Source organism: Bacillus sp. G1(2015b), assembly GCF_001482475.1.
In the GTDB taxonomy this organism is placed as follows: Bacteria; Bacillota; Bacilli; order Bacillales; family Bacillaceae; genus Bacillus; species Bacillus safensis.
Genome location: NZ_LKIC01000028.1, coordinates 237,189 through 258,009, shown reverse-complemented (window position 1 = coordinate 258,009; position 20,821 = coordinate 237,189). Strand labels below are relative to the sequence as shown.

The 20,821-nt window shown below is 42.5% G+C and carries 15 protein-coding genes and 1 riboswitch; of the genes, 5 read left to right on the top strand and 10 right to left on the bottom strand.

What is annotated here, in order from left to right; all coding sequences use genetic code 11:
- Nucleotides 1-28: 28 nt before the first annotated feature.
- From AMR95_RS15895 to AMR95_RS15885, 3 genes are all read right to left on the bottom strand, one after another.
- Nucleotides 29-1,678 (bottom strand): methyl-accepting chemotaxis protein, encoded by a 1,650-nt coding sequence (locus AMR95_RS15895; RefSeq protein WP_058838835.1) that lies wholly within the window; start codon nt 1,676-1,678, stop codon nt 29-31.
- Entirely contained in the window at nt 1,675-2,652 is a 978-nt protein-coding gene (locus AMR95_RS15890; protein ID WP_039177730.1) for a BMP family lipoprotein, read from the bottom strand. The genes AMR95_RS15895 and AMR95_RS15890 overlap by 4 nt, the downstream gene beginning before the upstream one ends.
- A 343-nt stretch (nt 2,653-2,995) precedes the next feature.
- Nucleotides 2,996-3,844, bottom strand: coding sequence for a CvfB family protein (locus AMR95_RS15885; RefSeq protein WP_041089776.1), 849 nt, complete (start codon nt 3,842-3,844; stop codon nt 2,996-2,998).
- A gap of 237 nt (nt 3,845-4,081) precedes the next feature.
- On the opposite strand from AMR95_RS15885, the gene AMR95_RS15880 reads away from it, so the two are divergent.
- The 4 genes from AMR95_RS15880 to AMR95_RS15865 all read left to right on the top strand — a co-directional run bounded on the left by AMR95_RS15880 (nt 4,082) and on the right by AMR95_RS15865 (nt 11,097).
- Nucleotides 4,082-4,573, top strand: coding sequence for a YajQ family cyclic di-GMP-binding protein (locus AMR95_RS15880; RefSeq protein ID WP_012009527.1), 492 nt, complete (start codon nt 4,082-4,084; stop codon nt 4,571-4,573).
- Nucleotides 4,574-4,654: 81 nt separating this feature from the next.
- Nucleotides 4,655-4,773, top strand: a riboswitch (SAM riboswitch).
- A 78-nt stretch (nt 4,774-4,851) separates the two neighbouring features.
- A complete protein-coding gene (locus AMR95_RS15875; RefSeq protein ID WP_058838834.1) occupies nt 4,852-6,693 on the top strand; it encodes a bifunctional homocysteine S-methyltransferase/methylenetetrahydrofolate reductase in 1,842 nt (613 codons plus the stop codon).
- Nucleotides 6,677-10,105, top strand: a complete 3,429-nt coding sequence (gene metH, locus AMR95_RS15870; RefSeq protein WP_058838833.1) for a methionine synthase — start codon at nt 6,677-6,679, stop codon at nt 10,103-10,105. The genes AMR95_RS15875 and metH overlap by 17 nt, the downstream gene beginning before the upstream one ends.
- Before the next feature lie 134 nt (nt 10,106-10,239).
- A complete protein-coding gene (locus AMR95_RS15865; protein WP_058838832.1) occupies nt 10,240-11,097 on the top strand; it encodes a GNAT family N-acetyltransferase in 858 nt (285 codons plus the stop codon).
- A gap of 217 nt (nt 11,098-11,314) precedes the next feature.
- Here the strand turns inward: AMR95_RS15865 and AMR95_RS15860 are convergent, their stop codons facing one another.
- The 6 genes from AMR95_RS15860 to AMR95_RS15835 are packed head-to-tail and all read right to left on the bottom strand — an operon-like array spanning nt 11,315 to nt 19,616.
- Nucleotides 11,315-13,129, bottom strand: a complete 1,815-nt coding sequence (locus AMR95_RS15860; RefSeq protein ID WP_058838831.1) for an IucA/IucC family protein — start codon at nt 13,127-13,129, stop codon at nt 11,315-11,317.
- A 13-nt stretch (nt 13,130-13,142) separates the two neighbouring features.
- Complete coding sequence (locus tag AMR95_RS15855) at nt 13,143-14,492, bottom strand: lysine N(6)-hydroxylase/L-ornithine N(5)-oxygenase family protein (protein ID WP_058838830.1); 1,350 nt, start codon at nt 14,490-14,492, stop codon at nt 13,143-13,145.
- On the bottom strand, nt 14,467-15,021 hold the full coding sequence (locus AMR95_RS15850) for a GNAT family N-acetyltransferase (protein ID WP_058838829.1): 555 nt from the start codon (nt 15,019-15,021) through the stop codon (nt 14,467-14,469). The genes AMR95_RS15855 and AMR95_RS15850 overlap by 26 nt, the downstream gene beginning before the upstream one ends.
- A complete protein-coding gene (locus AMR95_RS15845; RefSeq protein ID WP_058838828.1) occupies nt 15,018-16,799 on the bottom strand; it encodes an IucA/IucC family protein in 1,782 nt (593 codons plus the stop codon). The genes AMR95_RS15850 and AMR95_RS15845 overlap by 4 nt, the downstream gene beginning before the upstream one ends.
- A complete protein-coding gene (locus AMR95_RS15840) occupies nt 16,796-18,283 on the bottom strand; it encodes a pyridoxal phosphate-dependent decarboxylase family protein (RefSeq protein ID WP_058838827.1) in 1,488 nt (495 codons plus the stop codon). The genes AMR95_RS15845 and AMR95_RS15840 overlap by 4 nt, the downstream gene beginning before the upstream one ends.
- Complete coding sequence (locus tag AMR95_RS15835; RefSeq protein ID WP_058838826.1) at nt 18,270-19,616, bottom strand: aspartate aminotransferase family protein; 1,347 nt, start codon at nt 19,614-19,616, stop codon at nt 18,270-18,272. The genes AMR95_RS15840 and AMR95_RS15835 overlap by 14 nt, the downstream gene beginning before the upstream one ends.
- Before the next feature lie 392 nt (nt 19,617-20,008).
- Between AMR95_RS15835 and AMR95_RS15830 the strand changes: the two genes are divergently transcribed.
- Complete coding sequence (locus AMR95_RS15830) at nt 20,009-20,545, top strand: serine O-acetyltransferase (RefSeq protein ID WP_041089754.1); 537 nt, start codon at nt 20,009-20,011, stop codon at nt 20,543-20,545.
- Here AMR95_RS15830 and AMR95_RS15825 read toward each other — a convergent pair.
- On the bottom strand, nt 20,540-20,797 hold the full coding sequence (locus AMR95_RS15825; RefSeq protein WP_039177699.1) for a hypothetical protein: 258 nt from the start codon (nt 20,795-20,797) through the stop codon (nt 20,540-20,542). The genes AMR95_RS15830 and AMR95_RS15825 overlap by 6 nt on opposite strands.
- Nucleotides 20,798-20,821 lie beyond the last annotated feature (24 nt).

Here is a 20,821-nt window from a genome sequence, read left to right as displayed (position 1 = left end):
CTGACACAACACGGGAAGGGTGTTTTTCTTATGAAAGTTTAAATCGCTGGACGGTTTCATTTAACCTTGCCGTCATACTCATCAATTCTTCAACTTGTTTGTTCATTTGATGGAACGATTGCAGCTGTTCATTGGCTGAGGCAGAAATTTCTTCGCTGCCAGCTGCTGTTTCTTCTACTACTGCACTAATATTTTCAATCGAGTGCAGTACTTGTCCGCCAAGTTCTGTTGATTGGATAATTTGGTCATTTAAGACCGCCATTTCTTGTTTAATATGCTGCGCTTTTGTTTCTATATCTTCAAAGGAGTGTGAGGTTTTGTCCATCGCATCCTGCTGCTGAAGTGAAAGCTTGACCCCTTCTTGAACCGTTTGACTAATGGATTGAATCCCTCTTTCAATATGACTGACCATGTCAAAAATTTGTCTTGTTGCATTAGAAGATTCATCGGCAAGCTTGCGAATTTCATCTGCTACAACGGCAAAGCCTTTTCCAGCTTCGCCTGCTCTTGCCGCTTCAATGGCTGCGTTTAAGGAAAGTAAGTTTGTTTGGTCCGCAATGTCAGAAACCGTTTTGGCCATGGCTGAGATTCCGCTGGCGTATTGCGTGAATTCTCCTGCTGATTCTTCGATTTGTCTCGTGGCATGTGTATTTTTTTCAATCGCTGATTTTGTTTCTGTTAACGTGTGCTTTCCGCTTTCTACGGCTTCGATGGCATCCTCTGTACTGCGGATGACCGTTTGTGAGCGTTCGGAATTTTTACGTCCATGCTGGTCCATTTTCTCAATCAAGCTGACGCCATGCTGGAGATCTTCTGAAATCGCTTGTGACCCATTGGCCATTTCGTCTGTTGAGACAGATACTTGATTGGCAGATTCCATCATCTTTTTATTTTCATCATTCAGGTGGATCGAGAATGTCTCTACTCGGCTTGAGACATGGCTGATTTCTTTAATCAAACTAATCAACTGATCTGTCATTTGATTAAAGGATTCATTCAAGCCGCCGATTTCATCCTTACGCTGAATATCTGTCCGCTCCACAGCAAGATTCCCTTCTGCGATCTGCTTTGCTCTGTAGGATAGTGATTTGATAGGTGTCACGATGGATCGCGTTAACCCCATATTCAAAAAGACGGCAATGACAATCAGTGTGAGGGCTGAGACGAGTGCACTTGTAATAATCCATTGTACATTGTCTGCTGCATCCTCTAGATTTTGTTTATACGCTTCTTCTGCTCTTTTATTCATCGTATGCACATCGTTTAAAACGCCATCAATTCTTGCTGCCACACGTCTTGCATCCGAGGCGTTTTTTTCGCCAATGGCATTGTTGGCTTCTTTGGTCCATGTGTCATATTTTGAATTTAACCTTGTTAATGCCTCTTTGTTCAAATTTCCTGCATGCTTGTTTAACGTTTGCAGCTGTTTTTTTGCTGTAGAAATATCGTTTTGAACGATCTCTAGCTGTTCATCTGAAAGTGTCATCGAATAATTGGTCATCGCTTGCTCGACACTTTCAAAGCTTGCCTTCGTTTTTTGTACGTTTAATAAGGTTTGGACATCTGCTTCATTTGATGATTGGATCTTTGTCATGCTGACAATGATAAAGGCGATGACGCCAACTGCTAAAAGAAGTGAGATAAGTGAGTTGAGTAAAATTTTGACGCGTAAACTCATGATGCGCCCCCCTCTTCTTTTAGAAGCGTCTGCTTCAGACCATTTAATTTTTTGGTCAGTGTTTCTGCATTTTTCAAGATCCGGATTTTTGCCATATCGATTCCATCATTGCTTAAGTCATAGACAACATGCCCGCTTTTAATTTGATTGTTCTTAACGACCTGTTCGCTGAATTGATAAACCACTTCATCGACTTTTTTCACCATAGATGAAATCACAGCTTTTTCAGCAGTATAGTACTGATCGCTGTCAACACCAATGGCATATTTGCCCTGCGATTGCGCTTCTTTTAATACACCAACACCTGAATAACCGGCTGCAGCATATAAAACGTCTGCTTTCTTTTTGATCATATCTTTGGCTATTTTACCGCCCTTGCCTGCATCACTAAATGTACCGGCATAGGTAGATAAGATTTTGATTTTTGGATTGACTGATTTGGCGCCTTTTTGAAACCCTTTTTCAAAACGATGAATGACGTCTGCATCAACACCGCCAACAAATCCAATGACATCGCTTTTCGTTGTCATCGCAGCAAGTGCACCTGCTAAATAGCTGCCTTCCTCTTCTTTAAACGTCACAGAGGTCACATTTTTCAGCTCAGATACGGCATCGATCAGAAGAAACTGCTTCTTCGGATATTTCTTTGCGACTTTTTCTAGGTCTTCTTGCATACTAAAACCTACACCGATAATGAGATCATTACCATCTTTTACGAGTTCTGTCAGCCCTTTTTCATATGTATCAGTTTCTGCAATTTCTCTATAATCAAATTCAATGCCAAGCTCATCACGTGCTTTTTCTAATCCTTTAAATGATGAATCGTTAAATGATTGATCACCAAGACCATCATCTGTGAGCATAACGCCAATATGCTTCGCAGTTGATTTTGGCGACCCCTCCTGTTGATTACCGCATGCGGCGAGCACCATAAGCATGGCTGCCATCAGAAGCAATGAAATCTTCACTTTCATCCAAAAACACACTCCTTTTATCATCCTTACTCCTTTTTTATCGGATTTGAGGGGCGTTGTTTCAATGATATAGTGAAGGTTTTCATGACTTTTTTCATAGAAAAAATCCATTATTTAAGACAAAAATAAAAAAGTGAGCAAATGCTCACTTTTAGATCATTGACAAAGGGCTAAAATGAACTTTATTTTAGAACTTTGTCTTCTTTTCAGCGTGACCTGAAAACCTTTGCAGCCCTAGGAAGGACGAGTACCGGAGCGGAGCGAATTTGACATTCGTGAGCACCGGCACGCAGGACTGACACCGAATGCGAGGGTTTGTCTGCACGCTGAAGTGAGCAAATGCTCACTTTTTCTCGTATGTCCAGCCTTCTTTTTGGTAAACGAGATCATTTTTCATCAGATGACCTAGTGCTCGTTTAAAGGCTGCTTTGCTCATTTGAAATCTTTCGCGGATATCCTCTGGATCACTTTTGTCTCCGTAAGGCATGGCGCCGTTTCTTGTTCTCATATAGGTTAAAATTTCTTCTGCATCGACAGATAATGCATCCTGTTTTCTAGGAAGCAGAGAAACGTTCACGGTTCCATCCTCTTTCACTGCAATAACGCGTCCTGTAACGGTCGATCCTAGTCTTGGCTCTTCCTTTCGTTCCGTGCGGTGAATAAACCCTCGCACGCCTGTATCTGTCAGCATAAAAGAACCTGTCGCAATTAAACGATAGATTGTTCCAGTAATTTCTTTGTTCATTAAGGTTTCTGGTGCCTCAGTAAACAATTCACTGATCACGTCTTCTGTGGCTGGTTTTGCGAACATTCTGCCGTAGCTTGTGACTTTCAGCATACAGTAGAGTTTGTCTCCTTTTTTCGGCCATGCTTCCTCAAATGGCGGGAGGTGTTCTGTTGCTACAAGTGCATCCTTTGACAGTCCAACATCGACAAATGCGCCCATGTCTTCTACCACGTCTACAACTTCTACCCAGCCGTATGTATGTGCGTTAATTGTAGGAATTTTCATTGTGGCAGCGAGTCTTTCTTCATGATCTACATATAAATAGACCTCTACTTCATCTCGGTCATCAAGATCCTCTGTCATTTCACTGCGGTGCAGGAGAACCGAATCTTCACCATCTGTCAAAAAGTAGCCGTATTCCATTTCGTTCTCTATTTGCAAGGTCAGTTGCTCACCTGGTCTCATGTTCTCTTCCTTCCTATCTGCCCATAAAAGAGCGTTCGTTCATCTTTTGATTCACTTTATTCTACTATACTTCTCCCCACATGAACATCTCTAGTTCTGTTAGCTAAAGTGGACAAACTGGACACGATTTATACCGCAGCCGGCTGAACTCTTTGCCTCATCTCTTCGATAAAGTTTCTTCTTCGCCTATTGGCATGATAAAATAGACGCAATATCAATACTTGGAGGTCATGTGTGATGGCAAAAGAAAGCTCATTTGACATTGTATCGAAGGTCGAACTGCCTGAGGTGCAAAACGCTGTTCAAGCAGCGCTGAAAGAAATTAAAAACCGTTATGATTTTAAAGGAAGTAAAAGTGATATTTCTCTCGAAAAAGAAGAACTTGTTCTCATTTCTGATGATGACTTCAAGCTTGAGCAGCTAAAAGATGTACTTGTGACAAAGCTGATCAAACGAAATGTGCCAACTAAAAACATCGATTACGGAAAAACTGAGCATGCTCTTGGCGGTACAGTACGCCAGCGTGCGAAGCTAATCAGCGGGATTGATCAAGACAACGCCAAAAAGATCAACGCACTCATCAAGCAGTCTGGTATCAAAGTGAAATCACAATTTCAGGATGACCAAGTGCGTGTGACAGGGAAAAATAAAGATGATTTACAAGAGGTTATTTCTCTTATGCGTAAGGCTGATTTGCCGATCGATGTCCAATTTATAAATTTTCGATAAATTTCAAATTTTCCATTGATTATTTTTGCATTTTTCGTTACAGTTGATGGAAGTTCAATTCATTGACATGTTCATATTGCTTTCTTATCAAGAGAGGCAGAGGGACTGGCCCTGTGAAGCCTCAGCAACCGGTGTAGTAGAAATCTATTTTCTATGACCAAGGTGCTAAATCCAGCAAGCAACTGCTTGGAAGATAAGGAGAAGAATTACGATACAGCCAAAAAGTCTTCTTCTTATCAGAAGGCTTTTTTTGTTACATAGAAATAAGGAGGAATACAATGGGCCTATTACAAGACTTACAAAATCGCGTACTGATAGCTGATGGAGCGATGGGAACACTTTTATACTCTTACGGCATTGACCGCTGTTTTGAAGAATTAAATTTATCGAAAGAGGATGAAGTGAAACGCGTACACGAAGCATATGTGCAGGCAGGCGCTGACATCATCCAAACGAACACATACGGTGCGAATTATATTAAACTATCCCGCTACGGCTTAGAGGAAGAAACGAAACGCATCAATACAAAAGCGGTACAAATTGCAAAAGCAGCCGCTGGCTCTGCTTATGTTCTCGGAACAATTGGCGGCATTCGAACGTTTAACAAAAATGCCTACTCTATAGAAGAAATCAAACGAAGCTTTAGAGAGCAGCTGTACATCCTATTAAATGAAGAGCCTGACGGATTATTGCTTGAAACGTATTATGACATAGAAGAAGCGAAGGCTGTTCTCCAAATTGCTCGCAAAGAAACGACTCTCCCGATTGTCATGAATGTCTCTATGCATGAACAAGGCGTTTTGCAGGATGGTACCCCGCTGAAGGATGGTTTATCTGAGTTATCATCTCTTGGTGCAGATGTCGTCGGCATCAACTGCAGGCTGGGCCCTTATCACATGATTCAGGCACTCGAAGGCGTTCCACTTTTAGAAAATTCGCATTTATCTGTCTATCCTAACAGTAGTCTCCCCTCTCTTGAAGAAGGCAGACTCGTCTATGATACTGATAACGATTATTTCCGAAAAAGTGCACTTGAATTTAGAAATCAGGGCGCACGCATTATCGGAGGCTGCTGTGGAACAACACCTCAACATATTAGCGCAATGGCTGAAGCGGTCAAAGATTTAGCACCGATTACTGAAAAAGAAGTGAAGGTGTTAAAAGAAGAAATCATTTCCATCCAAGATCAGCGCACTGAACCAGGTCTTGATGAGCTGGCTGTGAAAAAACGATCGATTATCGTAGAGCTCGATCCACCGAAGAAGCTGAACTTCGAAAAATTTCTCGTTGCTGCAAATGAATTAAAGAATGCTGGCATTGATGCGTTAACGTTAGCCGATAATTCTCTTGCGACTCCGCGCATTAGCAATGTCGCTTGCGGCGCATTATTAAAGCAGCAGCTTGATATGCGTTCTCTTGTTCATATCACATGCCGCGACCGTAATTTGATTGGGCTACAATCCCATTTAATGGGGCTCGACACCCTTGGATTAACCGATATTTTAGCGATCACAGGCGATCCATCTAAAATTGGAGACTTCCCAGGTGCAACATCTGTCTATGATTTAACCTCCTTTGATTTGATTCGTCTCATCAAACAATTTAATGAAGGCCTTTCTTTCTCAGGAAAGCCTCTTGGCAAAAAGACCAATTTTTCAGTGGCTGGCGCGTTTAACCCAAATGTGCGTCATATAGATAAAGCGGTCAAACGTCTTGAGAAAAAAATCGAATACGGCGCTGATTATTTTATTTCACAGCCTGTTTATTCTGAAGAACAGCTTGTGAAAATTCATGAGGAAAGCCGCCACTTGGATAAACCAATTTACATCGGCATTATGCCGTTAACAAGCAGCCGAAATGCAGAGTTTATTCATCACGAAATTCCCGGCATCAAATTATCTGATTCTATTCGTGACATTATGGCTAAGGCTGGCGAGGATAAAGAAAAGCAGCGAGCAGAAGGTTTAGCGATTGCCCGCTCTTTATTAGATACAGCCTGCGAATTGTTTAATGGCATTTATTTAATTACTCCTTTCCTTCGATCAGATTTAACAGCAGAACTGACCACCTACATCCATCAGAAAGAAAAGGAGTCTAACATCCATGTCAACTATCACTGAACAGCTCAAAAAACGCATCCTCGTCCTTGATGGTGCAATGGGCACAATGATTCAAAACGCCAACCTGACAGCAGAGGACTTTGGCGGAGAAGAGTATGAGGGCTGTAACGAGTATTTGAATGTGACAGCCCCTCACATCATCCGTGCGATCCATAGGGAATACCTAGAAGCAAGTGCCGATCTCATTGAAACAAATACGTTCGGCGCGACAAAGCTCGTCCTTGATGAATATGGGCTTGGCCACCTTGCCTATGAACTCAATGTTCGAGCTGCACAGCTGGCAAAGGCTGAAGCAGACCGTTTCTCCACACCGGATAAGCCACGTTTTGTTGTAGGCGCAATGGGCCCAACAACGAAAACATTATCTGTAACAGGCGGCACAACCTTCAGTGAGCTCGTCAGAAACTATGAAGAACAGGCCCGCGCTCTAATTGACGGAAAGTGTGATGCCCTTCTTTTAGAAACAAGCCAAGACATGCTGAATGTAAAAGCTGGATTCAAAGGAATTCAGGAAGCCTTTCAGCAGACGGGCATTCAATTACCACTCATGGTATCAGGAACGATTGAACCGATGGGCACCACCCTTGCTGGTCAGGATATCGAAGCCTTTTATATCTCTCTTGAGCATATGAAACCCATCAGTGTGGGCCTGAACTGTGCGACTGGTCCAGAATTTATGACAGACCACATCCGCACGCTCTCCTCCATCGCAAAGTCAGCGGTGAGCTGCTATCCGAATGCTGGTCTCCCAGATGAAGAAGGCCAATATCATGAATCCCCTGCTTCTCTTGCTAAAAAAATTGCCGCCTTTGCTAAGGAAGGCTGGTTAAATATTGTCGGCGGCTGTTGCGGAACGACACCTGCACATATTCAAGCATTGTCAGATGAAGTACGCACGATTCAGCCGCGTCATATCACTCGCGAATCACCGCAGCATACCGTATCAGGAATTGAGCCCCTTATTTATGAGGATTCAATGCGTCCTCTTTTTGTAGGTGAACGGACTAATGTCATTGGTTCTCGCAAATTCAAACGGCTCATTGCGGAACAAAAGTTTGAAGAAGCAGCAGAAATTGCTCGTGCTCAGGTGAAAAATGGCGCTCACGTCGTTGATGTGTGTCTGGCTGATCCAGACCGTGATGAGGCAGCAGACATGGAAGGCTTTTTACAAGAAGCCATGAAAAAGGTGAAAGCTCCTTTTGTCATTGATTCAACGGATAAACACGTGATTGAAAAGGCACTCACCTATTCTCAAGGGAAAGCCATCATCAATTCTATTAATCTTGAGGATGGCGTGGAACGTTTTGAAGAGATTCTACCTCTTGTGAAGCTATATGGCGGTGCACTTGTTGTTGGCACAATTGATGAAATAGGAATGGCTGTGACAGCAGAACGAAAGCTTGAAATTGCTATACGTTCGCATGATTTGTTAACGAAGAAATATAGAATTCCTGCAAGTGACATTATTTTTGATCCGCTTGTCTTTCCCGTAGGCACTGGAGACGAGCAATATATTGGCGCCGCTGAAGAAACGATCAAAGGCATTAAAATGATCAAGGAAACCCTGCCTGAATGCCTCACCATTTTAGGCATCAGCAACGTATCTTTCGGACTTCCGCCTGTTGGCAGAGAAATCTTAAACGCCGTCTATTTGTATCACTGCGTGCAAGCAGGGCTTGACTATGCCATCGTGAATACGGAAAAGCTTGAGCGCTTCGCATCCATTCCAAAGGAAGAAATCAAACTAGCTGAAACCTTACTTTATGAAACAAATGACCAAACACTGGCTGAATTCACCCAATTTTACCGCGGCAAAAAGAAAACGGAGAAAAAACCAAAGGTCTCCTTATCACTTGATGAAAGGCTGGCGCTCTACGTCGTCGAAGGAACGAAAGAAGGTCTCATCGATGATCTATCCCTTGCTTTGGAGCAATATGAATCGCCGCTTCATATTATCAATGGTCCGTTAATGCAGGGAATGGCTGAGGTTGGTCGTCTTTTTAATCAAAACGAACTGATTGTCGCCGAGGTGCTTCAATCAGCAGAGGTCATGAAAGCATCTGTTTCGTTCCTTGAGCAATATATGGAAAAGCAGCATGCCAGCGGGAAAGGAAAGATTCTTCTTGCGACCGTAAAAGGAGATGTCCATGATATCGGGAAAAACCTTGTCGACATCATTTTGAGCAATAACGGCTTTCAAGTAGTCGACCTCGGCATCAAGGTGACACCTCAAACATTGATTGAAGCTGTGCAAAAGGAAAAACCAGATATGATCGGATTATCAGGCTTACTTGTAAAGTCCGCACAGCAAATGGTATTAACCGCTCAGGATTTACAAAAGGCCAATATTTCTGTTCCTATTTTGGTCGGCGGTGCTGCCCTTTCTCGCAAATTTACGAAAATGAAAATTTCGCCTCATTATGATGGACCTGTTCTTTATGCAAAAGATGCCATGGACGGTCTGTCATTAGCTAATGAGTTAAAAGCGAATCCACTGCAATTTCAAACAAAGCCCGAAGACGAGCCAGTGGCACCTTTCAAGGAGAAAGAAGGAAAGCAGCCGAAAGCTGTCATTGAATTACTAGAAAAACGCGCAGCCCTTCCTCAGGCACCGGTATTTACGCCAGAAGATACCGCACGCCATTATGTGAGGGACATCGATTTGCATCATATTATGCCTTATGTGAATGAACAAATGCTCATTGGTCATCATCTCGGCTTAAAGGGAAAGGTCAAAACCTTATTAGCTGAACAGCACCCAAAAGCATGGGAATTAAAACAGCTTGTCACAGATCTTCTAAACGAAGGCAGAGAGAAAAACTGGTTTGCGCCAGCATTTGTGTATCAATTCTTCCCTGCCGGTTCAGACGGAAATGATTTGCATATTTATGATCCCGAAAAGCCTGACCGCATCATTGAAACGTTCCAATTTCCAAGGCAGGAGAAGCTCCCGTACCGCTCCATTTCTGATTATGTACGGAAAAGTGATGAAAACGAGAAAGATTATATTGCCTTATTCGCCGTCACAGCCGGCGCACGTATACGTGAAGTCGCGCAGCAATTTAAGCAGGAAGGAGATTATTTAAAAATGCATGCTGTCCAAGCTCTGGCACTTGAGCTTGCAGAAGGATTAGCTGAAAGAACCCACCAAGTGATTCGTGACAAATGGGGCTTCCCTGACCCAGTCGATTTTACAATGGAAAAACGATTCCAAGCAAAATATCAAGGGCAGCGCTATTCCTTTGGTTATCCAGCGTGTCCAAATCTTGAGGACCAAGAAAAGCTGTTCAAGCTGCTTCAGCCTGAAAAAATCGGCATCCACCTGACAGAAGGATTCATGATGGAACCTGAAGCATCTGTTTCAGCGATCGTCGTCTCCCACCCTGAAGCTCGATATTTTAATGTTCATTAAGATTAGAACCTCCGTGATTGGGGGTTCTTTTTTGATACACGCTGAGAGGAAAAGGATCTCCCTTTTCCTTTTTCTTATGCTTTCTTATGGTACGATACATATAGATGAAATCAGCTAAGAAGGAGTTGCGTGTATTGGAAAACGTTGTACAACGAACTTTAACACTTGATGACATACCCGATCTTATCGCATTGTCAAAAGAGGTCGACTGGCCTGATTACAATGCGGATGAGCTTACATCTCTTTTAACAAACGGATATTTTACTGGTTTTTCAACAACGGATGGACAAGTCATCTCATGTGCGGGACTTTTCCAATATGAAAAAGCAGCATCAATTGGTGCTGTGATTGTATCTGAGACGCATCGCGGCTTAGGCCTTGCACGGAAAATGATTGACACCCTGCTTCGCCGGAGCAATCAAAGCGTTCCTGTCGTTTTAACCGCTACTGTACAAGGACAGCCCGTTTATGAAAAAATCGGATTTCAAACGGCCGGCTATATTCATACATACAAAGCACAGACCACGAATCCATCAGCTTTTCGTGTGTCAGGCGGGATTCACCTTTCTCCTGCTGATGAAGCGGACCTTCCGACTATTGAAGCACTTGACGAAAAAGGTGCAGGCACCAATCGATCTAGCTTTATAAGAAAGCGAATGGATCGAGCATCGTTCCAGCTGATCGCACAGAATGAACATCATGAAACAACTGGCTTTGCATTTGGCATCGAAACCCCTGCTAATCTCATGATTGGGCCGCTTGCAGCAAACGATGAACAAACCGCTCTCTCGCTCATCCAATCACTCATCTCGTCTTATTCAGGGGCAATTCGTTTAGATATGCAGCAAGAAACTGCTGAACGCCTTCATGAACCACTTGTTGAAGCAGGATTTACGAAAACAAACGTAGCCCATTTCATGATGATTCGCGGAAAAGAAAAACTAAATGATCCCGCCCTTTTCTATTTCCTTGCCTCTCAAGCATTTTCTTAAAAAACAAACAAGCTGTAGACACTTGATGTCTACAGCTTCAGATTGTTGACAAAGGGCTAAAATGATCTTTATTTTAGCCCTTTGTCTTCTTTTCAGCGTGATAGAAAACCTTTGCAGTATAGGAAGGACGAGTACCGGCGCGGAGCGAATGTGACATTCGTGAGCACCGGCACGCAGACCTGACACCGAATGCGAGGGTTTGTCTACAGCTTTTTTATTACTTCTCTCCAACTGACGAAAGAACATGAGCGAGTGCATTTGTGACCTTCCCATGCTCTGATGCATGCGGGCGGTCATCTCCATCTCCATAGCCATAATCAATCATTCGATTACGATTTAAGCAAAGCTTTGTCAGCTTCGGCTGGAATAGATCAAATAATTCAAAACGGTCTTTTAGCTGTGGGAATTGATTTTGATACTGCTGAATTTCATCAGCAAGCAAACGCCAAAGAGTCGTTTCATCTAACAGATCGTGATTGTCTAATACGTTGGATACATAGCGCAGATTGCAAATAAATAATCCTGTAAAGATAAATTGTACTAGACCTTCTGGCGGCTCACTGCGCAGCACTTCTTTTAAATCTTCTTCTAGTGAAGCTAATTCAGGCAGCGGCTGGTCACTTATATTCACATCATCAACGAAATCTTTGATCGCTAAACGATTCGGCTGATGATTTTTTAACACAAGAATCGTATTTTGACCATGCGGTGAAAAGACTGTGCCATATTGATACATAAAGTGCAAAAGCGGCGGCATCACGACATGGAAAAACTTCGCCATCCATTCTTTTGCGGAGAGACCTGATTTTTCAATCAACTGCTTGATATACGGCTCTCCTTCATGATCCTCATATGTGAGTGCCGCAAGTGTAACAGGGCTTTCCCCTTCTTCTAAGTACGTATAAATGCTTTCTCTAAAAATGACACCGAGCATCTCGAGATATTGATACGGCGCACCAGGCAGTTTGCTGTAGTATGGATGATCGACATTGATACTTGCATTCTCACCTGGTAAAATGACGCGGCACACATCAGATAAAAATGAGTCTTGATCCGCAATCCCTTTAATATGTGCTGTAATGCGCGGGGCAATGACCGTACGTTCTGATGGGAGTCCACGGTACACAAGTGTATTTAAAATACTCATTGGCAGTTTAATATGATGCTTGCCTTTATTTGAGATATTTGTAAAGGTTCTGATCGACTGCTGCGGGATATATTGATCCAGCCCCTCTCCTAAATACACAATCCGGCGCAAGGCCAAATCTTCCGGAAAATGCTGAATAATCATATGCGTCCATTGCCACTGATGAACAGGCATCATATAATAGTCAGCTGCATTCAGTCCTTCATCCTTTAACACACGTTGAAATTGACGAATCGTGACTTCATCTAATTCTTTGGCGATTACCTGTTCATAGTTTTCATGATCGACTGCATGGAATGTCGCAAGCTCCCTGTGAACAGCAATCCAAGACAGTTGCACACATTCTTGACGTTCTGGTGCATAGGCTAAGTAATCATCGTAGCTGAATCCTATACGCCCTTTGTTATACACAATCCAAGGATGGCCTGTCATTTCTCCTTCAATCCATGCATAATCCGTATCTGTCAGCTCATCCGCACGAAGTGCTTTTTTCGACAGCAAATGGACATCGGCTAACAAAGTATGGTGAAGCTCTTTGATAAGATGGCCTGTTGTGTCAGAGGACATTGGAATGATCGGCTGAATGTCTAGTAAAAACACAATGGCACTGACATCCTTTGACCACTTTCCATCCTGACAGTACTCAATTGATTCAGCGATTGTATCAAAACTATCAAACAACCGAGGTTTTGCCAGATAACGATATTTCTTATGTTCATGAATGATTAATTCATACTGGGCAATGCCATCCTTACGATCTAACTCGACAGGATGAAGCATGTCCTCATACATGTATTCGGACAGCATTTTTGCCACCATTCTCTGGTTTGCCTTTTTCCAAGCAGCAGGATTCACCGCTTTTTTCAATTCGTCTTGTACACTCATCGCTTCATCCTCCTTAACCTTTGATTTCTTCAAATGTGTGTGCGTTCTTGTGTGTACCAAATGTCTGGAAGACGTGCTTTTGATAAAGTGGATACACGGTTTGACGAGCAAGTTCATTGATGATCACACTGTTTCGATAAGCCCCCAGCCCCAAATCTGGAGCGCCGACCCCATGTGTATGAAGCTCTGCATTTTGTACAAAAATATCATTTTCACCCATCGTATTTGTTTTCAAACGATATTCACGTTCCACTTGGAAACGTCCTTGATCATCCCATTGAATGTGGTGAGAAATAGGGTTGATAAATGGCGGCAGAACGGATTGATAGCCAGTCGCCAATACAACAATATCTGTCTCATGCGTAAATGATTCTTCCTTGACCCATTGCGTGCAGGAAAGTGATAATCCGCCCGCTGTTTCCTCAATCAAGTTGACCTCCGTCATGGCTTGAAGCACTGTGTTCAACTGCGTTCCGCAGGCAGAACGTTCATAAAGCAAATGATAAATATCACGAATCATCGCCGAACTGATGCCTTTATACAGCAAGTCTTGCTGTTTTAATAACGCATCCTTTTTTGTTTGCGGAAGCTCATAAAAGAAATCAATATAGTCAGGGGAGAAATACTCAAGCCCTAGGTTTGAATATTCCATTGGGAAAAATCCTTTTGACCGTGTGAACCAGTGAATATCCTTCGCTTCATCATCTGATAAAATGTCATAAAACACTTCTGCTGCACTTTGACCAGAGCCGATAACTGTGACAGATTTCCCTTTGAAACAGCCTTCTTTCTTTCGTTTTAAATAGTCAGCTGAGTGAAAAACCTTCTCTCCTAATGCTGGCTGGAGCGATGCTGGCACTGCGGGCTGCGTGCCAATTCCCAAGACAAGATGTTTGCTTTCAAACACCTCTACAGTTTGATCCTTTACATGACGGACATGCACTTCATACCGCTTTTCACCTGCCTTTTCAATCAGTGAGACAGATTCGACGTTCATGCCAAATCGGCAAGAGTCTAACTGATCAGCGACCCAGCGGCAATAATGATTGTATTCCTTGCGCGGGATATGGAAGTCCTCTAGAAAGTAAAATGAATACAAACGGTTTTGTTCCTGCAAATAGTTGAGAAAGCTATATTTGCTTTTCACATCTGCCATGCTGACAAGGTCCGCTAAAAATGGGACTTGTAGTGTCGTTCCTTCAATGAGCATCCCTGGGTGCCAGTGAAAGGCTTCACTTCTTTCAAAAAACAAAGCGTCGATTTCATTTACCTCTTCAGATAATGCGGCAAGTCCAAGGTTAAACGGGCCAATGCCGATCCCAATTACATCCACTATATTATTTTGCTTGTTGAACCGCGTCATGGTTATACTTCCTTTCGAATCGTTCTCGATCACAAAACATCAAAAGACCTGTTTTATCCGGTAAAGTGACTGGTTTTACACGTTCAAAGCCGCATTTTTCAAATACATGAATCATTTTTTCATTGCGAATATCCGGCTCAGCGACGATTTTTTCTGTTCGTTTGTTCTGCTCAAATTGAAATGATGTCATTGCCTGAAGGAGCGGCGCAGCAAATCCTTTTCCCACATAATCCGGCTCCCCTATTAACAAGTGGATGCCTTGATCATGCGGAGAAGGCTCATAGTAGGATTCAATGACATCCCCTTTCACGTTGTAAGCCTCAAAATAACTCATTGGCGTCCCATCAATCGTGCCTAAATAAAGTGTTTGATGCGGATCATGTATTGCCTGATAAAAATGCTTTTCAAAATCAGGAAACGGAATATTCAAATGCCAAAATGGGTGAACATACTCTTCTTGCATCCACTTATGAACAAGCTGGACGTCTCTTTCATATTCAGCACGAATAAACCTAATACGATGCCTCATCCAATCAGCGCCTCCTTATGTAAAAAGAGCGGATTCAAGACAGCTGTGTAACGAGACTGTGTTTCCAGAGAACCTGTCAGCTCATCCATATCTTCAAATCGTGTCAGCAAATTCGCTTTTGAAGGAAGTTCTTTTGAACGGAGAAGGCTATTTGTCAGATCAGAAGCTCCGTACATCTCCTCATGAGCAAGCAATGTATCTCTCACGAGTACCAGCAAGTCTTCTTCCTTTGCTAGTCCTTCTGTGCCAAAGCCATTAATGAGACCAAATAAATGATTAAAGAAGAAATAATAACGGAGTCTCTCAACGGCTACATCATCCGCACAAATGGTTTCACTTCTTACGCTCAAGTTTTGAACTAGATTTGCGAGTTTATCTTTTTTTGATTCACTATAATAGTAGCCTTGATTGTCACGGTAATAGAAAGTGTCTGGATAACCATCCTTCATTTGCACAACAGCATTTTGCTGATGGGCCTCGAGTGCAAGACCATACGTTTCAAACAGCCAGAGCATCGGCTTTAACGAAATGGTTAAGTATTGTTTAAACCAATCTTGGCTGACCGCTTCTGTTGACCGGCCTTCTGCATCTGCAATTTTATGAATAATTCCTGCTAATCTTGATTTTCCTCCGTACGCATGATCCTGACATAGCCCAGCAATTAAGCTTGCGCCTTTTTCACGATGCAAGAATGGATTTTGACGAATGACCACTTCAAAGCCAGATTCCGCTTCATCTCCTCGAATAGATAGATATGCAGGATCTTCAATGACCCGGAATCCAGAGAATTTTTCATATAAAGAAACGCCTAATTCTGTTTTTAAGATGCGGGACATCTCTACTCCTCGATCCAGTTCCTTTTGTTTATTGATGCGTAACGAGTTCGTAATTTTCACAGGAACAGAGAATTTGAGCATGTAAGCAGAATCCTTTTGATAGACCGTTCTAAAGGATGAGGTCGCTGTGTATTCAGACCCCAGCGGTCCTAAATAAGTCAGTTTCCCCTCCTCTATATACCGCTTCACGAATGCCTTCTCCGTGACCACTTTGACTTGCAGCGGATGAATTGGAATGAGCACATATTCTCCGTTTTCTGTTAACCTATTCAGTCTCTCTGTTTCTTCTGGCACTTGACGCGAAAGCTCTTCTAAAATGAGACTTGCCGCAGGTTGTGAAATAGATGAATCCTGAAGCACAATCGAATGGTGCGCTTTAAAGTAATGAAGCTGGAAAGCCCCTTTCAGCTCAGGAGAATAGACGGCTTCCTCCTCCTCTGTCATCCCTTGTCTGCTTTTTGGTGTAGGATGTGTTAAATGCCCAAGGAGAAGTGACTGCTCAGCCTCGATGTACTCAAAATCAGCTTGAGATAAAGCAGCTTGATCACTTTCTCTCTCCCTTAAGAATCGTTCAATATTTCGGCAGCTTAAAATGATGCGAAGCATGAATTCATCCTCTGCATCTGTGCGGCCATATGCAATGAGAAGTTCCTTTGAACATAAAGCAACAAGTGTCGTGTAATCGACGATCGTTCCCTCTTGCTCGCTGCCACTCGGACGAAAGCGAATCGGAAAATCAAAGAGATGACGGCCTACAGTTGAAAAATATCGGATCGGAATCACAAGCTCAAGGTCTTGCTTTGCTAGTTTTGCCACGAATACAAGCGAACCATCTGCTTTCGTCTCTTTTTTTGCAGATCGATCGATTCCTGTTTCACGTAAAAAACAGTTTAAAAAGCTTTGCATAGTTGCATTTTCAGCCATTTGTTTATATTGACTCAACGTAGTACCCTCCCGGATTGAATATGAGCGATCCCGATATCAACGATGTCAGAAAGGATTTCCTCAATATGTGTGATTGTCGTTCTCGGATTTAATAAAGTGAATTTCAAGCATGTTTGACCATCCACCACTGTTTTTGCAATAACAGCAGTTCCTGATGTGAATAGCGTTCGATGGATGATTTTATTGATGTCATCCGCACCCTTAAATCGAAACACCACTGCATTGATTTCTGGCTCAGGATTGATCACTTCAAGGTGATCATTGCTCTCGATAAGCGCAGCCACATCCTTCGCAAAATCAATGGTATGGTCAATCATGTCACCAAACCCTTCCTCCCCAATCAGACGAAGAGAAAGAAGCAATTTCAATGCATCAAACCGGCGCGTCGTTTGGACAGATTTATTGACGAGATGTAGTATTCCATCCAGTTCATCTTCTTTTGGATTAAGATAATCTGCATGATAATTGATCAAGCCGAAATGCCTTTTATCCTTCAGCAAAAATGCTCCGCAGGAGATCGGCTGATAAAATTGTTTATGAAAGTCGATCGTGATGGAATCAGCCAGCTCAACACCATCTAATTTATCTCGGTAGTTTTCACTTAATACAAGCGCTCCACCATAGGCAGCATCTGCGTGTATCCACAGACCGTATGGTTTGACGATGTCATACACATCTCGAACCGGGTCAATACTGCCAAAATCAGTTGTCCCGCAAGTCGCCACTAGCGCAAAAGGCAGGAGATCCTGTTCCTTTAACTCAACAAGTTTCTTCTTCAAATCGTTGAGGTCCATGCGGTGATGCTCATCTGTCTCTATCAGAACAACCGCCTGCTCCCCTAAGCCTAGCTGGGATGCAGATTTTTTCACAGTGAAGTGAGCATTCTTAGAGCAAAGAATTCTCATGCGGTGAGCCTCACTCGGCAAGCCTTTCTGCTGAACATTCCATTGCCATGTGTTTTCACAAAAAGCATCTCTTGCAAGAAGCAGCCCCATGTAGTTAGATTGGGTTCCACCGCTCGTAAATGTCCCATCTGCTAGATTTCCATAAGAAAACTTCGCACATAGCCACTTTAGAATTTCCTCCTCAACCAAAGATGCAATACCGCTTTGATCGAAGGAATCCATTGATTGGTTAAATGAACTTACTATCACCTCTGCGGCAAGTGCAGGTATAAGCGGCGGGCAATGCAAATGTGCCAAGCATTTTGGATGCGATACATCAACCAGATGTGGCAAAAGGTGCTGCTTTATATCTTGAAAGACAGATTCAATTGATTCGCCAGACGGTTGAAACTGAAATAATGATTCGACACTAGCCGCTAATTTCCCAGGCAATATTCCACTGTATGGGCCTTGGTCTTTTTGCCATTGGTCCTGTAAGCTGTCGATAGATGTATGAAGAGCCGCTTGGAAGGACTCTCTTCCAAGCTGGCTTTGATTGATAAATAATGAATCCACAGAAGCTTTAGTTGATTGCATCGTATACGGCCTCTTTGAAAATAGCGATAACTTGTTCAAGCTGTTCTTCTGTCATGATCAATGGCGGTAAGAATCGAATGACGCTGCCGAAACGGCCTCCTGTCTCTACAATTAAGCCTTTATCGAAGCAATTCTTTTGAATGAGACTGGCTAGCTCAGGATTTGCTGGATAACTTCCATCCACATCCTGCTTTTCATCTGGATTAACTATTTCAGCACCAATCATTAAGCCTCTTCCTCGAACATCACCGATAGCAGGTACATTTTTTTGAATGTCTTTTAGATGAGCCTGCATGCGATTCCCTAACTGGTCAACATGATCAAGCAGATTCGTTTCTTTTATAAATTTAAGCGTAGCGGTTCCTGCAGCCATTGCCATTTGATTTCCTCTAAATGTGCCAATGTGTGCACCTGGATTCCATTGATCCAAATCTTTATCATAAATCACAACTGAAAGCGGCAGGCTGCCACCAATGGCTTTAGATAATACAATGACGTCCGGCACAATTCCTGCATGTTCAAAAGCAAACATCTTACCTGTTCGGCCAATGCCTGATTGAACCTCATCGATGATGAGCGGAATACCTTTTTCATTTGTGATTCTTCTCATTTCTTGCATCCATTCAATAGATGCTGGAATTGAGCCTCCCTCACCTTGTACTGCTTCAAAGATCATACCTGCTGGCGGAAGAATACCACTTTCAGGATCATTTAATACACGCTCAATATAAGAGCTGGAAATGCGGTGTGAATCTTTCCCGCCAATTCCGAATGGGCAGCGATATTCATATGGATAAGGCATGAAATGCACATCTGGGATTAACCCTTGCACTCTTTCCTTTGGAGACAAATTCCCGCTTAATGACATCGTGCCATGTGTCGCACCGTGATAAGCACCGTGGAAAGAAAGAATGGAACGATTTCCTGTCGCTGTCTTGACTAATTTAATCGCAGCTTCTATGGCATCACCGCCAGTTGGTCCACAAAATTGAATTTTTGCTCTCTTTGCAAACTCTTCTGGCAGGTGAGAAAAAATTTCATTCACAAACTCTTCTTTAATTTCTGAGGTTATGTCCAACGTATGCAATGGCCTTTTTTCATGAAGCATACGTTCAATAGCTTCTATCACAACCGGATGATTGTGGCCAAGTGCAAGTGTTCCTGCGCCTGCTAGACAGTCATAAAACTCTCTGCCATCCGCATCTGTCACGATCATGCCCTCGGCTTTTTGCATGGCTAATGGGAACCGTCTCGGGTAAGACCTTGCATTAGATTCTCTTTGACTTTGCTGCTCTAAAAATTGCTGATTTTTAGAAACGGTTTTGATGGACATAATAAAACACTCCTCCAATTGATAAAGATTATCATTATCATTTTCATTTACTAGCCTAGAGGATGTGAGATAGGAAAGTCAATTGTATTCAAAAAGATGATTCGAAAAGCATATGAATACAATATTCTCTTTTTAATGAGTATTTTCGAGTAATTTTTACAAACCTTACTGCCATAAGGAGATGGAACGCATGAGACGGATTGACATTGAAAAAAATTACAAATCATTTTTCCTGGTTCATTTGTTCTATTCAATTCAAAGCGCTCATTTTATGCAGAAATTTGGATGAAATGAAGGTAGAAAATTGAAGAAATCACACTGTTTTTTCTTGATATAAATGGTTTGGGTGGTATAATTTCTCTGAAACATAAGGGATGGAGAGGGGAATTTTGATGATTTTAACAAAGCACGATCTTCACCATTACTTAACGCAGGATAAGAAAGCATTAGCTATCACGCGCAGAAGGCCAAAATGGTTTGGGGACGATATATGGAAATATCAAAGGTATTTACGAAAATATGAATACTATTCTAATAGCGGCGCTACATTGCGCAAATGGTTTTACCGCTATTTACATAAAAAGAAAGGGATGCAGCTTGGCTTTGATATCCCAATTGGCGTCTTTGGCCCCGGCCTTAGAATCAATCATACTGGCCTCTTAATTGTAAATAAGCACGCAAAAATTGGAGCATTTTGTGATATTCATCAAGGGGTGAATATTGGTCAAAACCATTCCGAAAAGGATGTACCAACCATTGGAGATCACGTATGGATTGGGCCCGGTGCTAAGCTGTTTGGAGACATTTATATTGCAAATCATATCTCAATTGGAGCAAATGCCGTGGTGAATCATTCCTTTCATGAAGAGCAGATCGTCATTGCTGGTGTGCCGGCTCAAAAGGTAAAAGAAAAAGGCCCTTCTTCATGAAGGCGCCTGATAAAAAAGAATTACACCGATTAAAACAGAGATGAGCAGCATGAGATAAAACAAGATGGTTAAAATCAAGATCGTCCAGCCCAGCCCCTTCCTCTCTGTCTTGATCAAATAAATGCCGAGTACGATGGTACTAAAAAGCACGCCTAAAATGGCCCACAGCCATTTGTCTTTGTGATGCTTTGGCGCATCAAACCATAAATAGATAGCAACAGCAAGTGAAACGAATAGACCCGTTATTCTCAAGATTAAACTCCCCCTTATTATGTA

What these genes read in the sequence shown, in the direction of transcription:
- AMR95_RS15895 (WP_058838835.1), bottom strand. Translation starts at nt 1,678, where the DNA reads ATGAGTTTACGCGTCAAAATTTTACTCAACTCACTTATCTCACTTCTT.
- AMR95_RS15890 (WP_039177730.1), bottom strand. Translation starts at nt 2,652, where the DNA reads ATGAAAGTGAAGATTTCATTGCTTCTGATGGCAGCCATGCTTATGGTG.
- AMR95_RS15885 (WP_041089776.1), bottom strand. Translation starts at nt 3,844, where the DNA reads ATGAGACCAGGTGAGCAACTGACCTTGCAAATAGAGAACGAAATGGAA.
- AMR95_RS15880 (WP_012009527.1), top strand. Translation starts at nt 4,082, where the DNA reads ATGGCAAAAGAAAGCTCATTTGACATTGTATCGAAGGTCGAACTGCCT.
- AMR95_RS15875 (WP_058838834.1), top strand. Translation starts at nt 4,852, where the DNA reads ATGGGCCTATTACAAGACTTACAAAATCGCGTACTGATAGCTGATGGA.
- metH (WP_058838833.1), top strand. Translation starts at nt 6,677, where the DNA reads ATGTCAACTATCACTGAACAGCTCAAAAAACGCATCCTCGTCCTTGAT.
- AMR95_RS15860 (WP_058838831.1), bottom strand. Translation starts at nt 13,129, where the DNA reads ATGAGTGTACAAGACGAATTGAAAAAAGCGGTGAATCCTGCTGCTTGG.
- AMR95_RS15855 (WP_058838830.1), bottom strand. Translation starts at nt 14,492, where the DNA reads ATGACGCGGTTCAACAAGCAAAATAATATAGTGGATGTAATTGGGATC.
- AMR95_RS15850 (WP_058838829.1), bottom strand. Translation starts at nt 15,021, where the DNA reads ATGAGGCATCGTATTAGGTTTATTCGTGCTGAATATGAAAGAGACGTC.
- AMR95_RS15840 (WP_058838827.1), bottom strand. Translation starts at nt 18,283, where the DNA reads ATGCAATCAACTAAAGCTTCTGTGGATTCATTATTTATCAATCAAAGC.
- AMR95_RS15835 (WP_058838826.1), bottom strand. Translation starts at nt 19,616, where the DNA reads ATGTCCATCAAAACCGTTTCTAAAAATCAGCAATTTTTAGAGCAGCAA.
- AMR95_RS15830 (WP_041089754.1), top strand. Translation starts at nt 20,009, where the DNA reads ATGATTTTAACAAAGCACGATCTTCACCATTACTTAACGCAGGATAAG.